Origin of the sequence: Peptoniphilus olsenii, assembly GCF_040545475.1 — a bacterium.
Lineage (GTDB): Bacteria > Bacillota > Clostridia > Tissierellales > Peptoniphilaceae > Peptoniphilus_A > Peptoniphilus_A olsenii.
Genome location: NZ_JBEPMA010000006.1, coordinates 1 through 21,156, shown reverse-complemented (window position 1 = coordinate 21,156; position 21,156 = coordinate 1). Strand labels below are relative to the sequence as shown.

The 21,156-nt window shown below is 32.3% G+C and carries 19 protein-coding genes; 15 read left to right on the top strand and 4 right to left on the bottom strand.

What is annotated here, in order from left to right; translation table 11 throughout:
* Positions 1-111: 111 nt before the first annotated feature.
* Both ABID14_RS05965 and ABID14_RS05960 read left to right on the top strand, forming a co-directional pair.
* Positions 112-399, top strand: coding sequence for a GIY-YIG nuclease family protein (locus tag ABID14_RS05965; RefSeq protein WP_354368150.1), 288 nt, complete (start codon positions 112-114; stop codon positions 397-399).
* Between the two features lie 1,860 nt (positions 400-2,259).
* Positions 2,260-5,064, top strand: a complete 2,805-nt coding sequence (locus ABID14_RS05960) for an S-layer homology domain-containing protein (protein ID WP_354368148.1) — start codon at positions 2,260-2,262, stop codon at positions 5,062-5,064.
* 139 nt (positions 5,065-5,203) lie between these two features.
* Here the strand turns inward: ABID14_RS05960 and ABID14_RS05955 are convergent, their stop codons facing one another.
* Complete coding sequence (locus ABID14_RS05955; RefSeq protein WP_354368146.1) at positions 5,204-5,773, bottom strand: sigma-70 family RNA polymerase sigma factor; 570 nt, start codon at positions 5,771-5,773, stop codon at positions 5,204-5,206.
* A 1,293-nt stretch (positions 5,774-7,066) separates the two neighbouring features.
* On the opposite strand from ABID14_RS05955, the gene ABID14_RS05950 reads away from it, so the two are divergent.
* From ABID14_RS05950 to ABID14_RS05915, 8 genes are all read left to right on the top strand, one after another.
* A complete protein-coding gene (locus ABID14_RS05950) occupies positions 7,067-7,540 on the top strand; it encodes a peptidoglycan recognition protein family protein (protein WP_354368144.1) in 474 nt (157 codons plus the stop codon).
* A gap of 94 nt (positions 7,541-7,634) precedes the next feature.
* The gene (locus tag ABID14_RS05945; protein WP_354368142.1) at positions 7,635-7,835 is read left to right on the top strand and encodes a DUF1659 domain-containing protein; all 201 of its coding nucleotides are present in this window, start codon (positions 7,635-7,637) and stop codon (positions 7,833-7,835) included.
* Between the two features lie 36 nt (positions 7,836-7,871).
* Positions 7,872-8,090 carry a DUF2922 family protein gene (locus ABID14_RS05940; RefSeq protein ID WP_354368140.1) on the top strand — a complete coding sequence of 73 codons (219 nt, stop codon included), beginning with the start codon at positions 7,872-7,874 and terminating at the stop codon, positions 8,088-8,090.
* A gap of 5 nt (positions 8,091-8,095) precedes the next feature.
* Positions 8,096-8,242, top strand: coding sequence for a YvrJ family protein (locus ABID14_RS05935; RefSeq protein ID WP_354368138.1), 147 nt, complete (start codon positions 8,096-8,098; stop codon positions 8,240-8,242).
* Positions 8,243-10,491: 2,249 nt separating this feature from the next.
* Positions 10,492-10,722 (top strand): FeoA family protein, encoded by a 231-nt coding sequence (locus ABID14_RS05930; RefSeq protein WP_354368136.1) that lies wholly within the window; start codon positions 10,492-10,494, stop codon positions 10,720-10,722.
* A 1-nt stretch (position 10,723) separates the two neighbouring features.
* Positions 10,724-10,963: a FeoA family protein gene (locus tag ABID14_RS05925; RefSeq protein ID WP_354368134.1), complete on the top strand. Its 240-nt coding sequence runs from the start codon at positions 10,724-10,726 to the stop codon at positions 10,961-10,963.
* Between the two features lie 8 nt (positions 10,964-10,971).
* Positions 10,972-13,125, top strand: a complete 2,154-nt coding sequence (gene feoB / locus ABID14_RS05920; RefSeq protein WP_354368132.1) for a ferrous iron transport protein B — start codon at positions 10,972-10,974, stop codon at positions 13,123-13,125.
* Positions 13,112-13,261 (top strand): FeoB-associated Cys-rich membrane protein, encoded by a 150-nt coding sequence (locus tag ABID14_RS05915; RefSeq protein WP_354368130.1) that lies wholly within the window; start codon positions 13,112-13,114, stop codon positions 13,259-13,261. Before feoB ends, ABID14_RS05915 begins: the two co-directional genes overlap by 14 nt.
* Positions 13,262-13,438: 177 nt before the next feature.
* Here ABID14_RS05915 and ABID14_RS05910 read toward each other — a convergent pair whose 3' ends face one another.
* The 3 genes from ABID14_RS05910 to ABID14_RS05900 form a co-directional block, all read right to left on the bottom strand.
* Complete coding sequence (locus ABID14_RS05910; RefSeq protein WP_354368128.1) at positions 13,439-14,740, bottom strand: Na+/H+ antiporter NhaC family protein; 1,302 nt, start codon at positions 14,738-14,740, stop codon at positions 13,439-13,441.
* 205 nt (positions 14,741-14,945) lie between these two features.
* Positions 14,946-15,986, bottom strand: coding sequence for a formimidoylglutamase (gene hutG, locus ABID14_RS05905; protein WP_354368126.1), 1,041 nt, complete (start codon positions 15,984-15,986; stop codon positions 14,946-14,948).
* Between the two features lie 26 nt (positions 15,987-16,012).
* Positions 16,013-16,966 carry a 2-hydroxyacid dehydrogenase family protein gene (locus tag ABID14_RS05900; RefSeq protein WP_354368124.1) on the bottom strand — a complete coding sequence of 318 codons (954 nt, stop codon included), beginning with the start codon at positions 16,964-16,966 and terminating at the stop codon, positions 16,013-16,015.
* Positions 16,967-17,178: 212 nt separating this feature from the next.
* On the opposite strand from ABID14_RS05900, the gene ABID14_RS05895 reads away from it, so the two are divergent.
* From ABID14_RS05895 to ABID14_RS05875, 5 genes are all read left to right on the top strand, one after another.
* Positions 17,179-17,682 (top strand): hypothetical protein, encoded by a 504-nt coding sequence (locus tag ABID14_RS05895; protein ID WP_354368122.1) that lies wholly within the window; start codon positions 17,179-17,181, stop codon positions 17,680-17,682.
* Positions 17,683-17,684: 2 nt separating this feature from the next.
* Complete coding sequence (locus tag ABID14_RS05890) at positions 17,685-18,410, top strand: DUF1835 domain-containing protein (protein WP_354368120.1); 726 nt, start codon at positions 17,685-17,687, stop codon at positions 18,408-18,410.
* Positions 18,411-18,696: 286 nt separating this feature from the next.
* Complete coding sequence (locus ABID14_RS05885) at positions 18,697-19,401, top strand: hypothetical protein (protein WP_354368118.1); 705 nt, start codon at positions 18,697-18,699, stop codon at positions 19,399-19,401.
* Positions 19,402-19,545: 144 nt separating this feature from the next.
* Positions 19,546-20,895 (top strand): MATE family efflux transporter, encoded by a 1,350-nt coding sequence (locus tag ABID14_RS05880; protein ID WP_354368116.1) that lies wholly within the window; start codon positions 19,546-19,548, stop codon positions 20,893-20,895.
* Between the two features lie 73 nt (positions 20,896-20,968).
* The coding region (locus tag ABID14_RS05875; protein WP_354368114.1) for a GTP-binding protein at positions 20,969-21,156 on the top strand (188 nt) is incomplete at its 3' end.

The window sequence follows — 21,156 nt, the reverse complement described above, 5'->3', positions numbered from 1 at the left end:
TCTACCTGTATAGTAGCCGCTCTGTAGAAACAAATATAAGACTTTTATTAAAAATAAAACAAAAACCTCAAATAAGACCAAACAGTTGATATAATAAATAGAGGTGTCAAAATGAATTACTACATATACATATTAAGTAACATAAACAATAAAACAATTTACATTGGAGTCACAAGAGATATAATAAAACGAGTATATCAACACAAAAGTAAAGCAGTAGAAGGATTTACACAAAAATATAATATCCACAAACTAGTTTATTACGAAATATATGAAGATATAAACCTAGCCATAGAACGAGAAAAACAACTAAAAAATTGGTCAAGAAAGAAAAAGAACGCATTAATTGAAAAAGAAAATCCCGAGTGGAAAGACTTGTGGAGTGAAATAATAGAATAAAAAGTCTTCTAAAAGATATTACAAAAAAACTATTAAGAAATGAAAAGTAGATAAAGAGATAACCTCATACTCTGTCATTCCGAGTGAAAGAAAATTCATAAGAATTTTCTGTAATCGAGGAATCTGCCCGTATAGTAGCCGCTCTGTAGAAATAAATAGAAGACTTATCTTATGCTTATTTCACTACACTTTTTATTTCACCATTACATATTCTCTCCATCACATGCAGATCTCTCCATGCGTTCGCTTTGCTCACTTAGTCGAGATGACATTGGAAAGGGCAAAGACAACGCCTACAACTGTCATTCCGAGCGAGCAAGGCGAGTCGAGGAATCTACCTGTGTAGTAGCCGCTCTGTAAAAAACAATAGAAGACTTTTCTTATGCTTATTTCACTACACTTTTTATTTCATCTTAACAAATTCTCCTCCTCACAAGCAGATCTCTCCATGCGTTCGCTTTGCTCACTTAGTCGAGATGACACTATAAGAAGATTTCATTTAAGATTTACTATTGTCATTAGAATACACAAAAGAAAATTCATAAGAATTGAAGCCTATAGATGATTACAGCCCCCACAACTGTCATTCCGAGCGAAAGAAAATTCGAGAGAATTTTCTGTAATCGAGGAATCTGCCTGTAGAGGGGTTGTTCTGTATGAATAATTAAAAAGTCTTTTTTAATAAATATTTTCTAAACCACCATTTTCTATTCTATTTCGAAGGAAGGAAAGGGGGCATTCCGCTTTCGCTGCGAGGCCCCCTTTCCTTTCCTTCGAGCAACCAACCAAACCCTCACGCCTTTTTTAGACAAAGTTTTTACCTCTTTAATTTTTCATTTTACTCGCAAAAAGTCGGATTTTTAAAACTCGCTGTTGCTCGAACAGTTAAAAATCATTTTCGACTTTTTGCTATAATTGTTCGTGGTTTAGGTGCTTGAATACTTTTTTATTTAAACCTTACAAATCCTCTCCATTAAAAGCAGATCTCTCCATGCGTTCGCTAGCTCACTTAGTCAAGATGACACTATAAGAGGATTTCATTTAAGATTTACTATTGTCATTAGAATACACAAAAGAAAATTCATAAGAATTGAAGCCTATAGACCGCAACAACTCCCACAACTGTCATTCCGAGCGAGCAAAGCGAGTCGAGGAATCTACCTGTATAGTAGCCGTTCTGTAAAAATAAATAGAAGACTTTTCTTATGCTTATTTCACTACACTTTTTATTTCATCTTAAACAAATTCTATATATTACATGCAGATCCTTCGACTACAGAAATCTTGACAGATTTCTTTCGCTCAGGATGACATGGGAGGGGAAAAGTTCTCTCCCTCACAAGCAAGACTCTCCAAGCACTCGCTACTGCTCACTCAGTCGAGATGACATTGGAAAAGACCAAGCCAACCCCCACTACTGTAATTATTTAAGCAAAAACCCCCAAACCCCCATTCCAATCCAAAAACCCAATCCCGCCACACCACCTTCCAACCCAAACTTTGCAAAAATCGTATATCTTTGCTATAATAAAAAAATGGTGTGTAGTCACGCCACATATTATACACAAGCAAACCCACAGCAATATTTATGGCAATTAAATGTAATAAATTCTACAATATTAAACCAAATATTGCACAAATATTTCACAATATTACAAAAATGAATAATTATGTAATATGATTGTAATTTAAAAACGGTAAAACTGGTGTATAATATAAATCACAAGAGGAACATGACAACTAAATAAACCAAAGGGTGAAATTTATTTGTCGCCTCTTAAGTCGAGATTGTTCAGTCTCGGCGCAAAAGTTTAAGACTTTTGTAGAATCTACAAAACTTTTAAGGAGGTCGAAAGACAAATGAACAAAAAAATTATTTCTCTAGTACTAGCACTAGTAATGGTACTAGGAACATTCACAAGTGTCTTCGCGGCTGAAACAACAGAAAAGAAAGCAGAAGCTAAAAAAGCTGAAGCTGGCGAAAAAGTTGAAAAAGTAGTTGGAAAAGAAAACAAAATCCAATACATTATCGACAAAAAATTTGTTGAAGGCTACGAAGATGGATCTTACGGATATGACAAAAATATCAAAAGATCAGAAATCACAAGACTTCTTGTAATAGCTAACGGTAACGAAGACCTAGCTAAAAAATTACAAGGATCAATGCAAGTTTACTCTGACGTTAACACAGCTCACTGGGCAAACGGAGTTATCACTGTAGGTACAACAAGACCATCAGATGCTAACGGAATTGCTATGCTAGCTGGTTACCCAGATGGATCTTTCAAACCTGAAAGAGACGTAACTTATGCAGAACTTGCTAAAATGTTAGTAGTTCTAGTTAAAAAAGATTTAACACCAGAAATGGTTAAAAACGCTGTATGGGCATCTTCTTGGATGACTTGGGCAGCAGAACTTGGAATTCTTGATGACGTAACAGTTGCTGATTCAAATAAAGCAGCAAACAGAGCAGACGCATTCACTATGATGTACAATGCACTTTACAAAATGCAAGAATTCAAGAGAGTACCTGCTAACGAAACAAGAGGTATCCTATCTGACCTTAACAACAACAAGCTAGTTCTTAATCAAGACAGCAAAAAAGAATACAAAATCACTGCTGATACAGTATTCGTTGAAGGAAAAGGCGCTAGAGAACAATTAGTTAAAGTTACTACAATGAATAACAAAGAATTCTACCTAGGTTCACTAGTAAGAATCTTAGTTAACGATAAAAATGAAGTAACTCACATTATTGAACTTGGTAACCCTAAAGATTTAGCTATTAATAACCCTGAAGGACAAGTTAAAGAAGATAACAAAGTTTGGAGAGGCGTAGCTGATGATACAGTAGAAACAGCATTATACAAAGATATTGTATCATTAAAAGGCAAAGACCAAAAAATTGATAAAGAATATGCAACAATTGGTCTAAAATCTGATAAAACAAAAGCAGATAACATTACTTTCCACAAAGCTAATGGAAAAGAATTAGTAACATTAAAAATTACTGACAAAACAGAAGTATATGTAGCTAACCCATACAACAATATCATGAAAGAAGTTTCTGGTATTAACGAAGCATTATCTCTAATCGGATTCCACGATTACCAAAATGGATATAAAATTCCTAACGTATACGCTGGTTTTGACGGAGATGGACTTCATGTAGGTTACGGTAAACTTAAAGATGCTGGATACAGAAATACAGCTAAAGTTATCGTATTTAACGTAGTTTCTAAAAACCAAGGTGGAGATCTTTACAGAGTAATCGAATCTTCTTCATCTAAATTCGCAACTACACTTGAAGATACTGACGGAAAACTTTATGACAGAGATAACATGAATAATACTTCAAGATTCCCATTAGAATATGGTGACAAACTTGACGTAATTGAAATCTACGGTCAAAGAAGTGCAAGCAGAATGGAAACTAGACTTGACCACTCTGCAACAAGAACTTACCCAATCGTTGAAGTAATAGCTAAAGATGGTAACAAATCACTTACAATCAAAGATATCAATGGTGAAAAATCAATCCTTGACATCAGAGATGCAGACATCTTCTCAGCTAAGAGATTTGACGAATTAAGAGTAGGATCTAAAATTCAATTTGTAGTAGAAAACCACAAAAAAGCAAATGCTAACAACGTAGCTGAAATTATTTCTATCCTATCAAGAGACACAAAACTTGAAGGATCAATTGTAGGCGTTCTACCATCTGTAGATGCAGCACAACAAGTTGGTACTATTGTTGAAGTTAACGATGTAAATGGCGAACACCCAACAATCGTAGTTAAAGTTGATCACAACGTTTTTGATACAAGAGATGCTAATGGATACGCAACTTATAACGTATCTAAAGATAATGCAAGAGCTCTAGTTAAATATGTTAACGGAGAAAAACTAGCATTTAAAGTATTTAAAGATATGGGATGGGCTGGAAACTATTATGCAGCTGATTTCAGAATCAATGCTACAGATAAACCAATTGAAAAGGTACCTGATCAAACTGAATTAACACCAGTTCAAAAACTAGTTAATAGATTTTATGAAAGTGAATTAACTAGTGCAAAATTAGCACAAGCTAAAGAAGACATTGATAATCCATTAACTGAAGGCACTTATGCTGAAAAGAAAGCAGCAAAAGAAGAAATTCAAAAATACTATGACGAAAAAGCAAAACCAGCTCAAAAAGCAACAGATGAATTCATGGATACTGTAGAAGGTAAAGATGAAATAGCTAAAGCTAAAAAAGAAGTTGCTGAAGCTCAAAAATTAGTAGATGCTCTTAAAGATGGTAAAGGTAAAGATAACCTTCAAGCTAGAATTAAAGCTCAAAATGAAAAAATTGCTGATGCTGAAAAAGCTCTAGGAGCAGAAGAAAAACAAAAAGCATTTGACGATTATGTTGAAAAAATCACAAAAGCTTTAGCTAATGTTAAAGTTGAAAATAACGAAACAAATACAGTTGCAGAAGAAAATGATGTAAGAGCTGCTGTAAAAGCAGAACTTGACAAAGTAAATGCTCCAGCAGGTGCTTCTTACAAAGTTGACTCAGTTAATACAACTAATAATTCTGTTAAAGTAGTTGTTGAATCAACTGACGGAGCTGTTGATCCTACAACAGGAAACAACATTGACGCTCACACTTATGTTAAATAATTAAGTGTTTTCAATTAAACAAAAACTCAAGGCACATGCCTTGAGTTTTTTTATACATAAAATTAAATAATATTATCCAAAAATTAAAAAAGATTAGTTGATTATTATGTAAAAATTAATCAGCTAATCTTTCTCCTTTTTAAAAATCTTTCACCAAAACTTTTCTGAGTTTTGCTATTGCATTTCTCTTCAAATTGACAACAGTCCATTTAGATATACCCAAATAATTTCCAATCTCCGATAGGCCCAGCCTATGATAATAAAATAGATTGATTACCTGTTGTTCTCTTGGTGAAAGTGTTTTAATTGCCTCTCTAATAGTCCACTTATTTTCCTTTTTAAGATACTCATCTTCAACATGAGTATCAGCCTCTATTGTATCAAAAATATTCACCTCCTCATCCTCATGCATATCACTTTCCACATTTGTCAAATACTTATACGTGTCGAGATAATGATATTTCAAATATGACTTAGCATATTTCAAAAAAGACCTCTTGCCGTCAAAAGTCTCAATAAGACTTAAAATAACCTCAACACCATCAGCATACAAATCCTCAAACTCTCGCATGATGGGGCAGTATTTCTTGATAGAAGAAATGATGAGAGGCCTAAGCATTTCCACAACCCTTAATTTGCCATACCCGTCCCCAATCATCGCAAGACGAAGAAAATAGTCGAACTCTTTGTAATCATTTTTATGTTCCATTAATACCTCCTGTGAACACTTGTTTTTTTATAATAATAGTATAAAGGATTTCGAACACAAAAGCAACATATGTTCTAAAAAGAAAATATATTCTTTGGATAAGAATGAGAAAAGACTTCTATTTATTTCTACAGAACTACTCCTCTACAGGCAGATTCCTCGACTTCAGAAAATTCTTACGCATTTTCTTTCGCTCGGAATGACAGTTATAGGGGTTGTCGTTGCTCTTTCCAGTGTCATCTCGACTAAGTGAGCTAGCGAACGCATGGAGAGATCTACATTTAATGGAGAAAATCTGTAAAGTTTTAAATTAAAAAGTATTCAAGCACCCAAACCACGAACAAGTATAGCAAAAAGTCGAAAATGATTTTTAACTGTTTGAGCATCAGCGAGTTTTAAAAATCCGACTTTTTGCGAGGTAAAGAAAAACTAGAGAGGTAAAAACTTAGTCTAAAAAAGGCGTGGGGGTTTGGTTGGAAGCTCGAAGGAAAGGAAAGGGGGCCTCGCAGCGAAAGCGGAATGCCCCCTTTTCCTCCTTCGAAAGAAGAATAGAAAATGGTGGTTTAGAAAATATTTATTAAAAAAGACTTTTAATTATTCATACAGAACAACCCCTCTACAGGCAGATTCCTCGACTTCAGAAAATTCTTACGCATTTTCTTTCGCTCGGAATGACAGTTATAGGGGTTGTCGTTGCTCTTTCCAGTGTCATCTCGACTAAGTGAGCAAAGCGAACGCATGGAGAGATCTACATTTAATGGAGAAAATCTGTAAAGTTTTAAATTAAAAAGTATTCAAGCACCCAAACCACGAACAACTATAGCAAAAAGTCGAAAATGATTTTTAACTGTTTGAGCATCAGCGAGTTTTAAAAATCCGACTTTTTGCGAGGTAAAGAAAAACTAGAGAGGTAAAAACTTAGTCTAAAAAAGGCGTGGGGGTTTGGTTGGAAGCTCGAAGGAAAGGAAAGGGGGCCTCGCAGCGAAAGCGGAATGCCCCCTTTCCTTCCTTCGAAATAGAATAGAAAATGGTGGTTTAGAAAATATTTATTAAAAAAGACTTTTTAATTATTCATACAGAACAACCCCTCTACAGGCAGATTCCTCACTCTTCGAGTACACGGCGACTTTGCAAACCCTTCGGGTTTTCCGCTCGGAATGACAGAGTACGAGGTTATCACTATATTTACATTTCATTTCTTAATAATTTTTCTTTATATTATTTAAGAAAAACCAAAACCCCCATAGCAACTTTTACCATTTTATTCTATATACATAATAGGAGGTGATATTTATGCTAATTGATAAAAAATTAATCCACTTCAATTATTCTTCGAGAAGGTCTACTCCGATTCGTTATATTGTCATTCATGATACTGGCAATTCTAATGCTGGTGCGAATGCTCTTAACCACTTTCTATACTTCGGCAGATGCAACAGAAATGCTTCGGCCCATTATTTTGTTGATGATAATGGTGTGGTGCAAATTATTGAGGATGCTCATGCGGCTTGGCATTGTGGCGATGGCAGGGGAAGGTATGGCATCACGAATTCTAATTCTATTGGAATTGAGATATGCGTAAACAGTGATGGTGATATGGATAAGTCCCTTGAGTTTGCCCGAAAGTTAGTTAGGGAATTGATGAAGTTTTATCAAATTCCTTTGAAAAATGTGGTAAGGCATTTTGATGCTAGTCACAAAATTTGCCCACGTTCTATGGCGAGTGATAATTGGAAAAAGTGGTGGAAGTTTAAGGAAAGTTTATAGTGATTTTTGAAATTTTATATAATTTTGTAAAAATTTTAAAAACTCATAGCAACTTTTGCTATTTTATTCTATGTATATTATAGGAGGTGAAAATATGGCAGACATTAAATTGAGAACTGTTGTCGCAAACCAAGATGATTCTGGTAATACTAAAAAGAGATCTGTTGCTCTTAATGGTATTAACGAAAGTGTTGGTAATGAAGACCTTTATCAAGGAGCAGGACTTCTTGCAGGTATGCTTGAAGGTGAGCTAGACATGGCAGTTAAAGTGACAGAAGAAGTTTTAGGTGAGTAAGTTAGTGTTAGTTAATTTTAGTAAAGGAGGAAAAGCATGGATACTAAAAAGACTGTTAGATTAAATTTCGTTGATGAAGAAGGAAATAAAAAAGTTATTTCTGTATCTGAACCGAAAGCTGATTTATCGGCTCTTGATGCTAATAACTTTGGTGAGTTTGCAGTTGAAAAGCAACTTATTAAAGGTAAAGCAGGTTTTCTAAATAAATATAACGGTGCCACAATCGTTAAGAGAACAGAAGAAGAGCTTGTGTGATGATTATGGAAGAGTTACTATCTTTTGTGTCTAATATTGGTTTTCCAATTGCCATTTCTTGTTATATTTTGGTTAGGCACGAAACAAAACTTGACGAACTCCGAGATGCAATTTTGGAACTGAGTCGAGCTTTTGAAAAAATGAATAGATGAGTTGGTGATTGGATAGGCAGTTTTACTGTCTTATTTTTTTGCCTTTTTTTATTATATTAATGTTAGTTGTAATGTGGTTGGGGGAGGATTGGTGTTTTTTTATTTTATTCTTTTGACTACTATTTTTATTCATAATTACATGTTCTCTCCTCTAATTGCAGATCTCTCCATGCGTTCGCACGCTTTTTAGTCGAGATGATATTGGAAAGGGCAACGACAACCCCTACAACTGTCATTCCGAGCGAGCAAGGCGAGTCGAGGAATCTGCCTGTATTGGAGTAGTTCTGTAAAATCAATAGAAGTCCTTTGTTATTATTTTTTCCATTACACTTCTTTTTTTACCTAAACAAAATCTCTACATTACATGCAGATCCTTCGACTTCTGAATCTCACAAGATTTTTTCGCTCAGGATGACATGGGAGGGGAAAAATTCTCTCCACGACATGCAGATCTCTCCATGCGTTCGCTGCCGCTCACTTAGTCGAGATGACACTATAAGAGGATTTCATTTAAGATTTACTATTGTCATTAGAGTACGCAAAAGAAAATTCATAAGAATTGAAGCCTATAGACCGTAACAACTCCCCCAACTGTCATTCCGAGTGAAAGAAAATTCGAGAGAATTTTCTGTAATCGAGGAATCTACCTGTAGAGGGGTTGTTCTGTATGAATAATTAAAAAGTCTTTTTTAATAAATATTTTCTAAACCACCATTTTCTATTCTATTTCGAAGGAAGGAAAGGGGGCATTCCGCTTTCGCTGCGAGGCCCCCTTTCCTTTCCTTCGAGCAACCAACCAAACCCCCACGCCTTTTTTAGACAAAGTTTTTACCTCTTTAATTTTTCATTTTACTCGCAAAAAGTCGGATTTTTAAAACTCGCTGATGCTCAAGCAGTTAAAAATCATTTTCGACTTTTTGCTATACTTGTTCGTGGTTTGGGTGCTTGAATACTTTTTAATTTAAAACTTTACAGATTTTCTCCATTAAATGTAGATCTCTCCATGCGTTCGCTTTGCTCACTTAGTCGAGATGACACTATAAGAGGATTTCATTTAAGATTTACTATTGTCATTAGAATACACAAAAGAAAATTCGCAAGAATTGAAGTCTTTAAACCGCTACAACCTCCACAACTGTCATTCCGAGCGAGCAAGGCGAAAGTCGCCGTGTACTCGAAGAGTGAGGAATCTGCCTGTAAAGGGGTAGTTCTGTAAATATAAATAGAAGACTTTTCTTATGCTTATTTCACAACATTTTTTATTTAAACTCTGCAGATTCTCCCCGTCACATGCAAGACTCTTTATGCGTTCGTTTACACTCACTTAGTCGAGATGACACTGGAAAGGGTAACGACAACACCTACAACTGTCATTCCGAGTGGAAGAAAATGCGTAAGAATTTTCTGGAATCGCCGTGTACTCGAAGAGTGAGGAATCTGCCTGTGTAGGAGCCGTTCTGTATGAATAATTAAAAATCTTTTTTAATAAATATTTTCTAAATCACCATTTTCTATTCTATTTCGAAGGAAGGAAAGGGGGCATTCCGCTTTCGCTGCGAGGCCCCCTTTCCTTCCTTCGAGCAAGCAACCAAACCCCCACGCCTTTTTTAGACAAAGTTTTTACCTCTTTAGTTTTTCATTTCCCTCGCAAAAAGTCGGATTTTTAAAACTCGCTGTCGCTCGAACAGTTAAAAATCATATTCGACTTTTTGCTATAGTTGTTCGTGGTTTGGGTGCTTGAATACTTTGTTTTAAAACTCCATAGATTCTCTCCACGACATGCAGATCTCTCCATGCGTTCGCTGCCGCTCACTTAGTCGAGATGACACTGGAAAGAGCAACGACAACCCCTATAACTGTCATTCCGAGTGGAAGAAAATTCTTCCGAATTTTCTGTAATCGAGGAATCTGCCTGTAGAGGTGCCGTTTTGTAGATATAGGTAGAAAACTTTTCTATTATATTTTCCATTACACTTCTTTTTTTACCTAAACAAAATCTCTACATTACATGCAGATCCTTCGACTTCTGAATCTCACAAGATTTTTTCGCTCAGGATGACATGGGAGGGGAAAAATTCTCACCGTCACATGCAGATTCATTCGATTTTTTTACAAGTTTTTTGGCTGAGGACACTTTTTTAATTGAAAAACTGTATCAATACCCTTTAATTTTTTAAAAATCATGTTATAATATTATTATATTGATAATGAATGTCAAATTCATAGAGTTTATCCTTGGGGTGATGCGTTTGTTAAAATTAGATAGGCTTTCTTTAAATACATATTTTAGAATTATTAGAATAAGACCTTTAGATAGTGATGATATTTCTATATCAAAGCTTGCGAGTTTAGGTATTAAGGAAGGTGCAATTGGAATTATTATTAATAAAAATGAAGGCAATCTGATAATTTCATTTGAAGATACCAAGGTAGCTATTGGAAAAGATTTATCCAAAAAAATTATGGTAGAGGAGATGTAGTATGGAGGTCAAATCTTTAAAAAATGCCAAAGTAGGAAAATATTATATAATAAAAAAAATAACGGGCAAAGGTCCTTTGAAGAGAAGAATAATGGACATGGGCATTACTAAGAATACAGAAATATACATACGAAAAGTTGCTCCATTAGGTGATCCCGTTCAAATAAATTTACGCAATTATGAACTTACTATTAGACGTGAAGATGCGGAACTAATAGAAATAGAAGAAATTGAAAAGTAGGAGATATTATGACAATTAATGTAGCAATAGCAGGTAATCCCAATAGTGGGAAATCTACTCTTTTTAACATTTTAACAGGCTCAAACCAGTATGTAGGTAACTGGCCTGGTGTTACTGTTGAAAAGAAAACTGGTGAGTACAAAAAAAATAAGGAAATTCATTTTACGGATTTACCTGGAATTTACTCACTTTCGCCATACACTTTAGAAGAGGTTGTGGCCAGAGATTATCTTGTAAATGAACGACCTGATGTGATTATAGATGTAATTGATGCTAGAAATATCGAGAGAAATTTATATCTTGCAACTCAACTAGCTGAGTTAAATATTCCTCTAGTGTTAGCTTTAAATATGATGGATGTTGTTAGGAAAAATAATGACGAAATCAATGTTGCTATGCTGGAGAAAGAACTAAATTGTAAAGTTGTAGAGATTTCGGCTCTAAGAAATGAAAATATTGATTTGCTAATTGAAGCGGTAGTTGAGTCTGTAGGCAAGAAAAATGAGAGTTATACTTTATTTTCTAAAAAAATTGAGGATAGAATTTTAGAAATAGAAGAGTTTAGCTTAATTAAAGACAATCCTTCCAAAAGATGGCTTGCAGTTAAACTTTTTGAGGAAGACGATAAAATCATAAATGAGTATCCTCTTTTTGCAAGCGAAACTCAAAGGTTAAAGGAAATGATTAAAATTTCTGAAGATGAGTTTGATGATGATACAGAAGGTATAATAACTGATGAAAGATATAATTTTGTAACTGATATTACAAAAAAAGCTGTCAAAAAAGGCAGAACTGGTATGACTACTTCTGATAAAATTGACCGAATTGTAACTAATAGATTTTTGGCAATTCCAATATTTATTGCTGTGATAACTTTTGTATATGTGTTGGCGATTAATTTTGTTGGTGGGCCAATAACTGACTGGACTAATGAGGTCTTCTTTGGTGAAATTATCGGAGAAAATGTGAGAACATTTTTGGTTAATGCTGGAGCAGCAGAGTTTTTAATTTCACTTTTAGTTGATGGAATTATTGCTGGTGTGGGTGCAGTTCTGGGTTTCTTACCAGTAATTGCAACTTTATTTTTATTCATTGCGATTTTAGAAGATATTGGATATATGTCGAGAATTGCTTTTATACTCGATAGAATTTTTAGAAGATTTGGACTTTCAGGTAAGTCTTTTATACCAATTTTGATGGGTACTGGTTGTTCTGTACCTGCAATAATGGGAACTCGAACAATTGAGTCAGACAATGACAGAAGAATGACAATAATGACTGCATCTTTCATGCCATGTGGAGCGAAATTAGATGTACTTGCCATGTTTGCAGCCTTTATTGGTGGCACTTGGTGGTATGCACCTTTTTGGTATTTTGCAGGAATTGTCGCTGTTATAACAAGCGGCCTAATTTTGAAAAAGTCTAAATATTTTAGTGAAGATCCAGCTCCTTTTGTTATGGAACTTCCAGAATATCATCTTCCTTCTGCTGCAAATATTTTAAAAGTTACATGGTTTAGATGTAAATCATTTATTGCAAAAGCTGGGACTGTTATTTTATTAGGAACAGTTGTGGTTTGGTTTTTACAAAATATTTCTACAAATGGAACATTTATGGAATTTGGAGCGGACCCACACGATTCAATGCTTGCAGCATTAGGACAAATAATAGCACCAATTTTTAAACCTCTTGGTTTTGGTAACTGGATGGCTTCAGTGGCTACAGTTTTGGGACTTGTGGCAAAAGAATTAGTTGTAGGTGCATATGGAGTTGTGGCTGGTCTTGGTGAAGTAACACCTGGAGCAGAGACTTTATCAGAATTTATTGCATCTAATTTCTCAGTAGCTGCAGCTTTTTCATTTGTATTATTCAATCAATTGACTATACCTTGTTTTGCAGCAATTGGAGCTATAAAAGAAGAGATGGGTTCTAAAAAATGGTTTGGTTTTGCCATAGCATATCTTTTAGTGTTCTCTTATACTGTATCACTTATGGTATATCAGTTTGGCAGAATACTAGAAGGTGGAGAATTTAATATACAAACAGCAATAGCTATTGGAATTCTTTTTGTATATATTTATCTTATATTTAGAAAAGATAGGTCAAAAGTTGTTTCAAAAAAGAAGAAAAGGAAAGAAGAGATGAATTATGACACCTATTAATATAATTCTTGCGTTAATTATTGTGGCAGCAATTGCTTTTGCCATAAGGAGAACAAGAAAAACTAAAGGTTGTGGTTGTGGCTGTGATGGATGTAGCAGTGCATGTTCTATAAAAGATATAAAAAATGGGAAGTAGAATAAGGTGCGACAGAGTTAAAGTTCTGTCGCACTATTTTTTTGCTATAATTGTTTGTGAGTTGAGTGGTTGAATGCTTTTTTATTTGAAATTCTGAAGATTTTTTCCGGCAGATGCAAGACTCTTTATGCGTTCGTAATGCTTTTTACTCGGGATAAAAGGGGGAGTAGAACTTTATCAATTTTTATTTTTATAGTAATTAATGCTCGAAACTATTGTATTTACAACTACTATATAATGTATATAAAAAGCTGTGTATAAACTAACTATTGGAGCTCCAATCATTTCTATGGGTGTTCTACCTGCAATATTATATGGTATATATGTTGCAGTCATTATAGCGGAATTTTCTAAATAAAGTGCTAATTTATATTTATTTTTTATATTTGTTCTCGCCATTTCGTATGTCAGCATGACACTTAAGGTTTGATTTGAACTAAATGTTGAAATTACTATGCTCAAAATTACAATTACAAACATTGGGGGCAGTTTGGTAAACACCCAATTGACAAATTTTTTAATTGGGTTCAGTATAGGTGTATGTTTGAAAAAACCAAAATAAGCTGATGATATACCCACAATTATATGCATGTTTATCATAGACATAAATCCGCCGCCATTTATCAAATTTCCTGCAGGTGAATTTGTGTGAAATCCAAAAATTAATGTTCTTAAAATTTCAACAGATGAACTATTTTGTAATCCTATAGCCAAAAATATTGAAATTATAATGGATATTATCAGAGTAATAATCAAAGGTACTTTAGCAATGGACAGTGCTATTATAATAATTGTGGGTATTAGTAACGACCAATGAAAGTTAAAAATATCAGCAATCGCCTCTATACTATGTACATCAATTACGGCTTCTGCTCTTATATTAAAAAGTTGATAAGTAATTATTGTAAGTATGAAAGGAATTATGGCAGTTCTGAGCATATTTTTTAAATTAGTAATTAAATCTGTTTCAGTTAAGTTGGCTACTAATAGTGCAGATGTTGAAAGGGGTGAGGATCTGTCACCAAAAAAGCAACCTGATAAAATTGCCCCACCGGATATTATTGGATTAAAACCCATTGCATTTGATATAGACATTGAAATAATGCCAGCAGTAGAAGCAGTACCAAAGCTAGTTCCTGTCAAAAACGAAATTATAGAATTAAAAACGAAAATCCCCACATAAAAATAATCTACTTTAATTAATGTAACTCCATGATAAATTATGTAGGATATAGTACCGCTTAATCGCCATATTCCAGTTATCATCCCAATCGAAGAAAAAACAACAAGTATCATTTTGATATCTTTAATTCCAATTAAAATCATGTTACAAATTTCTTTTATATTATAATTTCTATACTTGGAATACATACATAAAAGCACAAGATTTATTAAAAGGGCGATATAAATTGGTGCTTCTATGAATACTGCAATCAACAAAGTTGATATAAATATAAATAAAGTAATAGCTTCTAACACAAATATAATACCTCCATATTAATTATATTATAAAATAACTGAATATGTTTATTTAAGAAATTTTAAAATATTAATAGTGACAATATTTGAAAAAGGACTTTTAGATGATACATTAATTGTTAAAATTATACAATGAAAAAATTTGATTTTAGTTCATGCAAAAAAATGCAATAAAAAAGGGACCTCAAAAGGTCCCATACTAGATTTAATTATCTGTATTTTTAAATTTATCTTTAACATTAAATAATTGTGGATTATCTGCAATTGTAGTTACTACAGTATAAATCAATATAGAAGCAAGGTTTGCAGTTACAGAATCGTGGTCAAAACGAGGTGATACCTCTGCAATATCAAATGACATTGGTTTGCCAGTTGAGAAAATATGCTTAAGCACTAAAAGAACTTTTTCGGGATCAAGCCCAAGTGGTTGTGGTGCAGATACACCTGGTGCAAAAGCTGTAGAGAAACAGTCCATACAAATAGTCACATAAATATTGTCCTGCTTAGCAATATATTTATCAACTTTATGAATTATCTCTAGATAATCTCCATTTATTAACTCTTTTGCTAATACATATTCAACCCCAAGTTCATCAGCTACTCTAAAGAGAGCTTGAGTGTTTGAATGACGTTGTATTCCCATTACAAAATAATTATAATCTGAATCTTTTTCATCGTTATAATCGGCAATTTGTCTAAACATTGTACCGCTTGTTCCATGTCCTTCTGTATATGGTCTTAAATCAAAATGTGCATCAAAGTTTAAAATGCCAGGGTTTTTACGTTCGTGTTTTTCTGAAAATTGACTAAGACCTTTATAATGGCCAAAGGCAGTTTCGTGGCCGCCACCAAGAACTATAGGAAATAAATTCAAATCCAAAACTTTTTCAACAGCAAGAGCAAGCTCGTTTTGTGCTGCTTCTAAAGTAGTATATTTACTTGTGACATTTCCGCAGTCAAAAATTTTTACTTCTTTTGAAAATTGACAAGGAAGTTTAGTAAGCTCTTTTCTAATAGAAGCAGGCCCTGCTGCAGCACCAAAACGTCCCTTGTTTAATTCAATACCTTGGTCAGATTCAAAACCCAGTATGCCAAAACCAATTGCACCATCAAAGGGCTCATTGTTTTCATTATTTAAATCAATTGGCTCTACCCATTGATGCCATCTAAAAGATTCAAAATCTTCTTCGTCATCAATTCTACCTGACCAAATGTCCATGTTTTGTGGACTATAATATTTTAACATCTTTTTACCTCTCCTAAAATATACAATTAATTTATTTTATTTTGTGGCACTTTGCCTTCCTTAAATTGAATTAGGTTGTCCCTAGCGTTTTCGCCCATGACTAAGCGAGCTTCAAAGGTTGCATTGCCCAAGTGAGGAGACAAAATAACATTATCAAGCGTGAGTAACTTTTCATTTACCTTAGGTTCAAACTCATACACATCAAGAGCTGCGCCTGCAATTGTATTATTTATAAGTGCATCAGCAAGAGCATCTTCATCAACAATTGGCCCTCTAGAAGCATTAATTAAGATAGCACTATCTTTCATCATTTCAAGTTCATTTTTAGAAATCATGTGTTTTAACTCAGGAACAAAAGCAGTATGAAGACTTAAGAAATCAGAATTTGCAATAACATAATACTTATCTTTATATACAACCTCATAGTCTTTTTCAAAATCATCTTTTCTAGTCCTAGAATAATAGATAACTTTCATTCCGAAAGCCAAAGCTCTTTTGGCAAGATTTTGACCAATATTGCCTAGTCCTATGATACCCAAAGTTTTGCCATATAATTGATGACCCAAATAAAAAGTAGGTCTCCATCCATAAAATTTGCCATCACGAGTGAGTTTGTCTCCAGAAACAATTTTTCTAGCAGCACTAATCATAAGTGCAAAAGCAAGCTCGGCAGTAGAAATAGCAGAAGGGGGAGCAGGTGCATTGGTAACATCAATCCCTTTTTGTCTTGCATATTTAATATCAATATTATCAAAACCAGCACCATAATTTGCGATAATTTTCAAACTATTGCCCGCATCAATAATATCCCTGTCAATCTTGTCAGAAAGCGGGCATAATAAAGCATCATGGTTCACAACTTTTTCCTTAATTTCATCATGACTTAAAGGAATATTAGAATCATGATAAGTTATATCGAAGTGCTTGTCCAAATCATTAAAAATCTCCTGTGGTATTTTGCTCGTAATTAATAATTTCATTTTATTCACCTCATTAGTTTTATTTTAACACATATATTTGAAAATCATAGAACGATATTTTAAAAGGTAGAAAGGAAAACGTATTGAAAAAAAGATTGTTTGTTATATAATTCAAATAAACAGTATTTAATTTTTTAATGAAGGAGAATAATTATTAAGATTAAGTTATGTAGGGTAAGTAGAATAATTTTTATTTATGATGGAGGTAATATATGAAAAAGATTATTTCAACATTAATAATATTAATAGGAACATTAAATATAGTATATGCAGAAACTGTACCTAGAGAATTTGCAGATGATTTTTATGATATTACTACTGACTTTGTTTTAGAAGAAACAGATAATACTGGTTATAAAGAAGGTTATATAACTGAAACTGATGGGCATGATATGAATACTAAAGCTATACTTCCTGATATAGCAAGAGCTTACTCGGGTTTTGATGTAAACCCATTTACAAAAAAAATAAGTGCTTGGGCAACTACTGCAGCACCAATTGAATATGAAGTAAGTGTAAGAGGAGATATGTCTAAAAATTTTAGATATTATAATGGTGCTGCTTCTACAAAAGGTTATGGGAGAGTTAGTTCATCGACTCCTTCTATTAAATATAAAAAAGGAGATGTTTATAAGTTTAGAAGCTTTCATAATTGTTGGAATTCAGCAGGAGTTAAAGTATATAGTGAAAGCTTACATATAACTAAACATATATAATTATGAGTTTAAACAAGACTATGAACATCTGTTTTTCTGATTCTTTAAAAGAAGTATTAATTGATTTTAATAAAGAATTATCAGTATTGTCTATTCCAATGATTTTTGACATTGGTAATTTAAAAGAATTAGAAAAACTTGAAATACCTAAATACTTAGGTTATCCAGATATTATTTTAATAAAGATACGAAATAGTTTAAAAAAGATTAATAAGATAATAGAAAATTCCATTTTTGAAAATTTTGTAGTTTGGTATTCTGAAGATTCAAATGAGTATTGTGGTATGTTATATTTTTTTCATAAAATAAGAGAAATTAAATCTAAAAACATTTATATAATTAATTGTAGTCAAAAATTATATTTAAATAATTCTCTTGTTTATATAAAAAATACTTCAGAAATAAGAAAAGAATTCATACCTTTAATTACAAAAGAAGTTAGGAAAATAAGTTATACTGATAAGCAAAATTACATTAATGAGTTTGAATTTAATTTTGCTTTATCAGGTTCTATTAGAATATACAATAATGATAAAATAATGACAGTAGCCTATTTAGAATTGAGTAGATTGGTTTATAATAATTTAGAATTGGGAAGTTCAGTAGATTATAATATATCTTTAATTGTTGATAGATTTTCTTTTAGTTATAATATTGTAACTTATATAATAAAATGCCTTTTAGATAGTAAAAATATAAAAATAGAAAATGGCGTGATTATAAGTTGAAAATTAAATATACAAGTAAAAAAATTAAAATAGTGGGCATATTCTCAATTATTGTATTTCTTATCATATTTTTAAATATTAAAAATAATAAGACTGTTAACTATGAATACACTAATATTCAATTATGTGACTTAGAAGATAATAAACGTACGATAATATTAAATAACAAAAAAATATTGATGATAATGAAATTAAATTAAATATTAATTTTTCTACGACTCAAGATTTATTATTCAACACAGTTCTAATTAATAATTTTAAAAATGTGAATTTTTCATTTAATAGTATGAAAAGCTCTAGCTTGCAAAAAATAAAATTTCCAAAAGCAAAAGAGACTTCTGTTGATGTGGTGTTAAGAACAAAAAATAAAGACTTAAGATTAAATGATTATATTTTGATTTTTGTGGAGACTAAAAATGATGTGATTGATATAATAAAGCACAAGAGATTTACGATTAAAAATAATGAAAAAAAATTAGATACAGTAATAGAGCCTGTATATATAAAAAACATATATGAAGAAAAAAATTTAGAATCAAAAAATATGGAAAATTTATCATTGTTGGATTATAAATTTTCTGAGCTCGAAATATATTTTAGAGGTGGGAATGATTATGAAACTAAAAAAACATATTTTTATATTGATATAGAAAAAGAGTTAAAGAACTCACCATACTTTGAGAATCTTATAGAAGATATTGATTCCAATAAGAGACTACCTATCAATTTGGCAATATTTTTTATGAAAGAGAACAATTGTCAAATAATTGATGGAAGCGTATTATATATAAACACGGAATTGGATAAAAGAATTTTGATAGAGAATCCAGATTTATTTAATGTAAATACAAACGATGATTTTCGAATTATGGCTTTGTTTTATCCTTTAGATGAATCTGATGATAAATTATATACTTATAAAATGTCGATTTGGGACACCTTGTTTTATTCAAAAATTTTGGTCGGTACTAGCAAAAAAGCTGAGATTTAAAACTTGTATTAAAAAAATTAAATAGTTTATATTTGTGAATTTAAAAAGTTTTTTAGCTTCATTTTTAATTATGTGATAAAATTTAATCTGAAACTTTAACAATTTATATATTTCTATATACTTTAAAAGATAAGAGGTGATAAAGTGAGTTTAAAAGAAAACAAATTAGGGGTTATGCCAGTAGGTAAACTTCTATTTCAAGTTTCATTTCCCATAGTCATATCAATGCTTATTCAGTCATTATACAATTTAGTGGATTCATATTATATAGGAAAAATAAATGAAGCAGCATTTACTGCAATTTCTATTTCGTTTCCGATTCAAAATATCATTGTTGGAATTGGAGTAGGAACTGGAGTTGGGATGAATGCTTTAATATCTAGACATCTTGGGGAGAAAGATTTCGAAAAATCTAATTTAGTTGCAGAAAACGGACTTTTTTTAGCGATAGTTTATGCAATTATATTTTGTATTTTGTCTAGGATTTTACCAAATGCATACTTAAATAGTCAGACTACCAATCAATTGGTTATAGAATATGGAACAAGCTATCTTCAAATAGTGATGGGAATGTCTTTGGGTGTATTTTTACAAATATATATAGAAAGAATTTTGCAGTCCACAGGCAGATCAGTGCTCACAATGCTAACTCAGATTACAGGTGCGATTTTAAATATTATACTTGATCCAATATTTATTTTTGGTAAATTTGGAATTCCTGCAATGGGTGTAAGAGGAGCAGCTATAGCAACAGTAATAGGACAGATTATGGGTGCTATTTGTGGATTTATATTTCAATATAAATTTAATGAGGAAATTACAATTAAAAAACCTAGCAAAGATTTGAAAATAATTAAAAGTATATTTAAAGTAGGAGTACCATCTACAATAACATTTACAATTCAGTCTTTTACTATTTATGTATTAAATTCAATGTTATCTACAGTATCTACATCGGCAGTAGCAGCACTAGGAGCATATTTTAAAGTACAATCTTTCGTATTTATGCCAATCTTTGGACTTAATAATGGGATGGTGCCAATAATAGCATATAATTATGGGGCAAGAAATAAACAAAGAATACTAGATACGATGAAACTCTCTTTCGAAGTAGTGATTTTAATGACAATAATAGTAGCTGTAGGTATATTCATTTTTCCAAAAGAAATATTATCTGTATTTTCGGCCACAAAACCGATGTTAGAAATTGGTGTTCCAATGCTTAGAATATGTGCATCATCATATATATTTGCAGGAATATCAATCGTAGGAGCATCTATTTTTCAGGCATTTGGAAATGGACTTTTGGCACTATTAGATTCAATATTAAGACAAATCATAGTACTCTTACCCTTTGCATATTTTGCACTAAAGTTCATGTCCATAAACGAAGTGTGGTATGGCTATTTAATAGCAGAAATTTCATCAGTAATTTTTGTAGCATATTTTATGAACACATTTGTTAGACAAAAATTAGAGAGAATACAAACTTAAATTGTCGAAATCTTGAAAAAATTTACAATTTATTGTATCATGAGTTTATATATAATATCCTAGGAGGAATAAAATGAGCAAGGAAAAATTTGAAAGAAATAAACCCCATGTAAACATAGGAACAATAGGACACGTTGACCACGGTAAAACAACATTAACAGCGGCAATAACGCTAGTAATGAACAAAAGATTCGGTGGTGGAGAATTCGTAGACTATGCAAACATAGATAAAGCACCAGAAGAAAGAGAAAGAGGAATCAC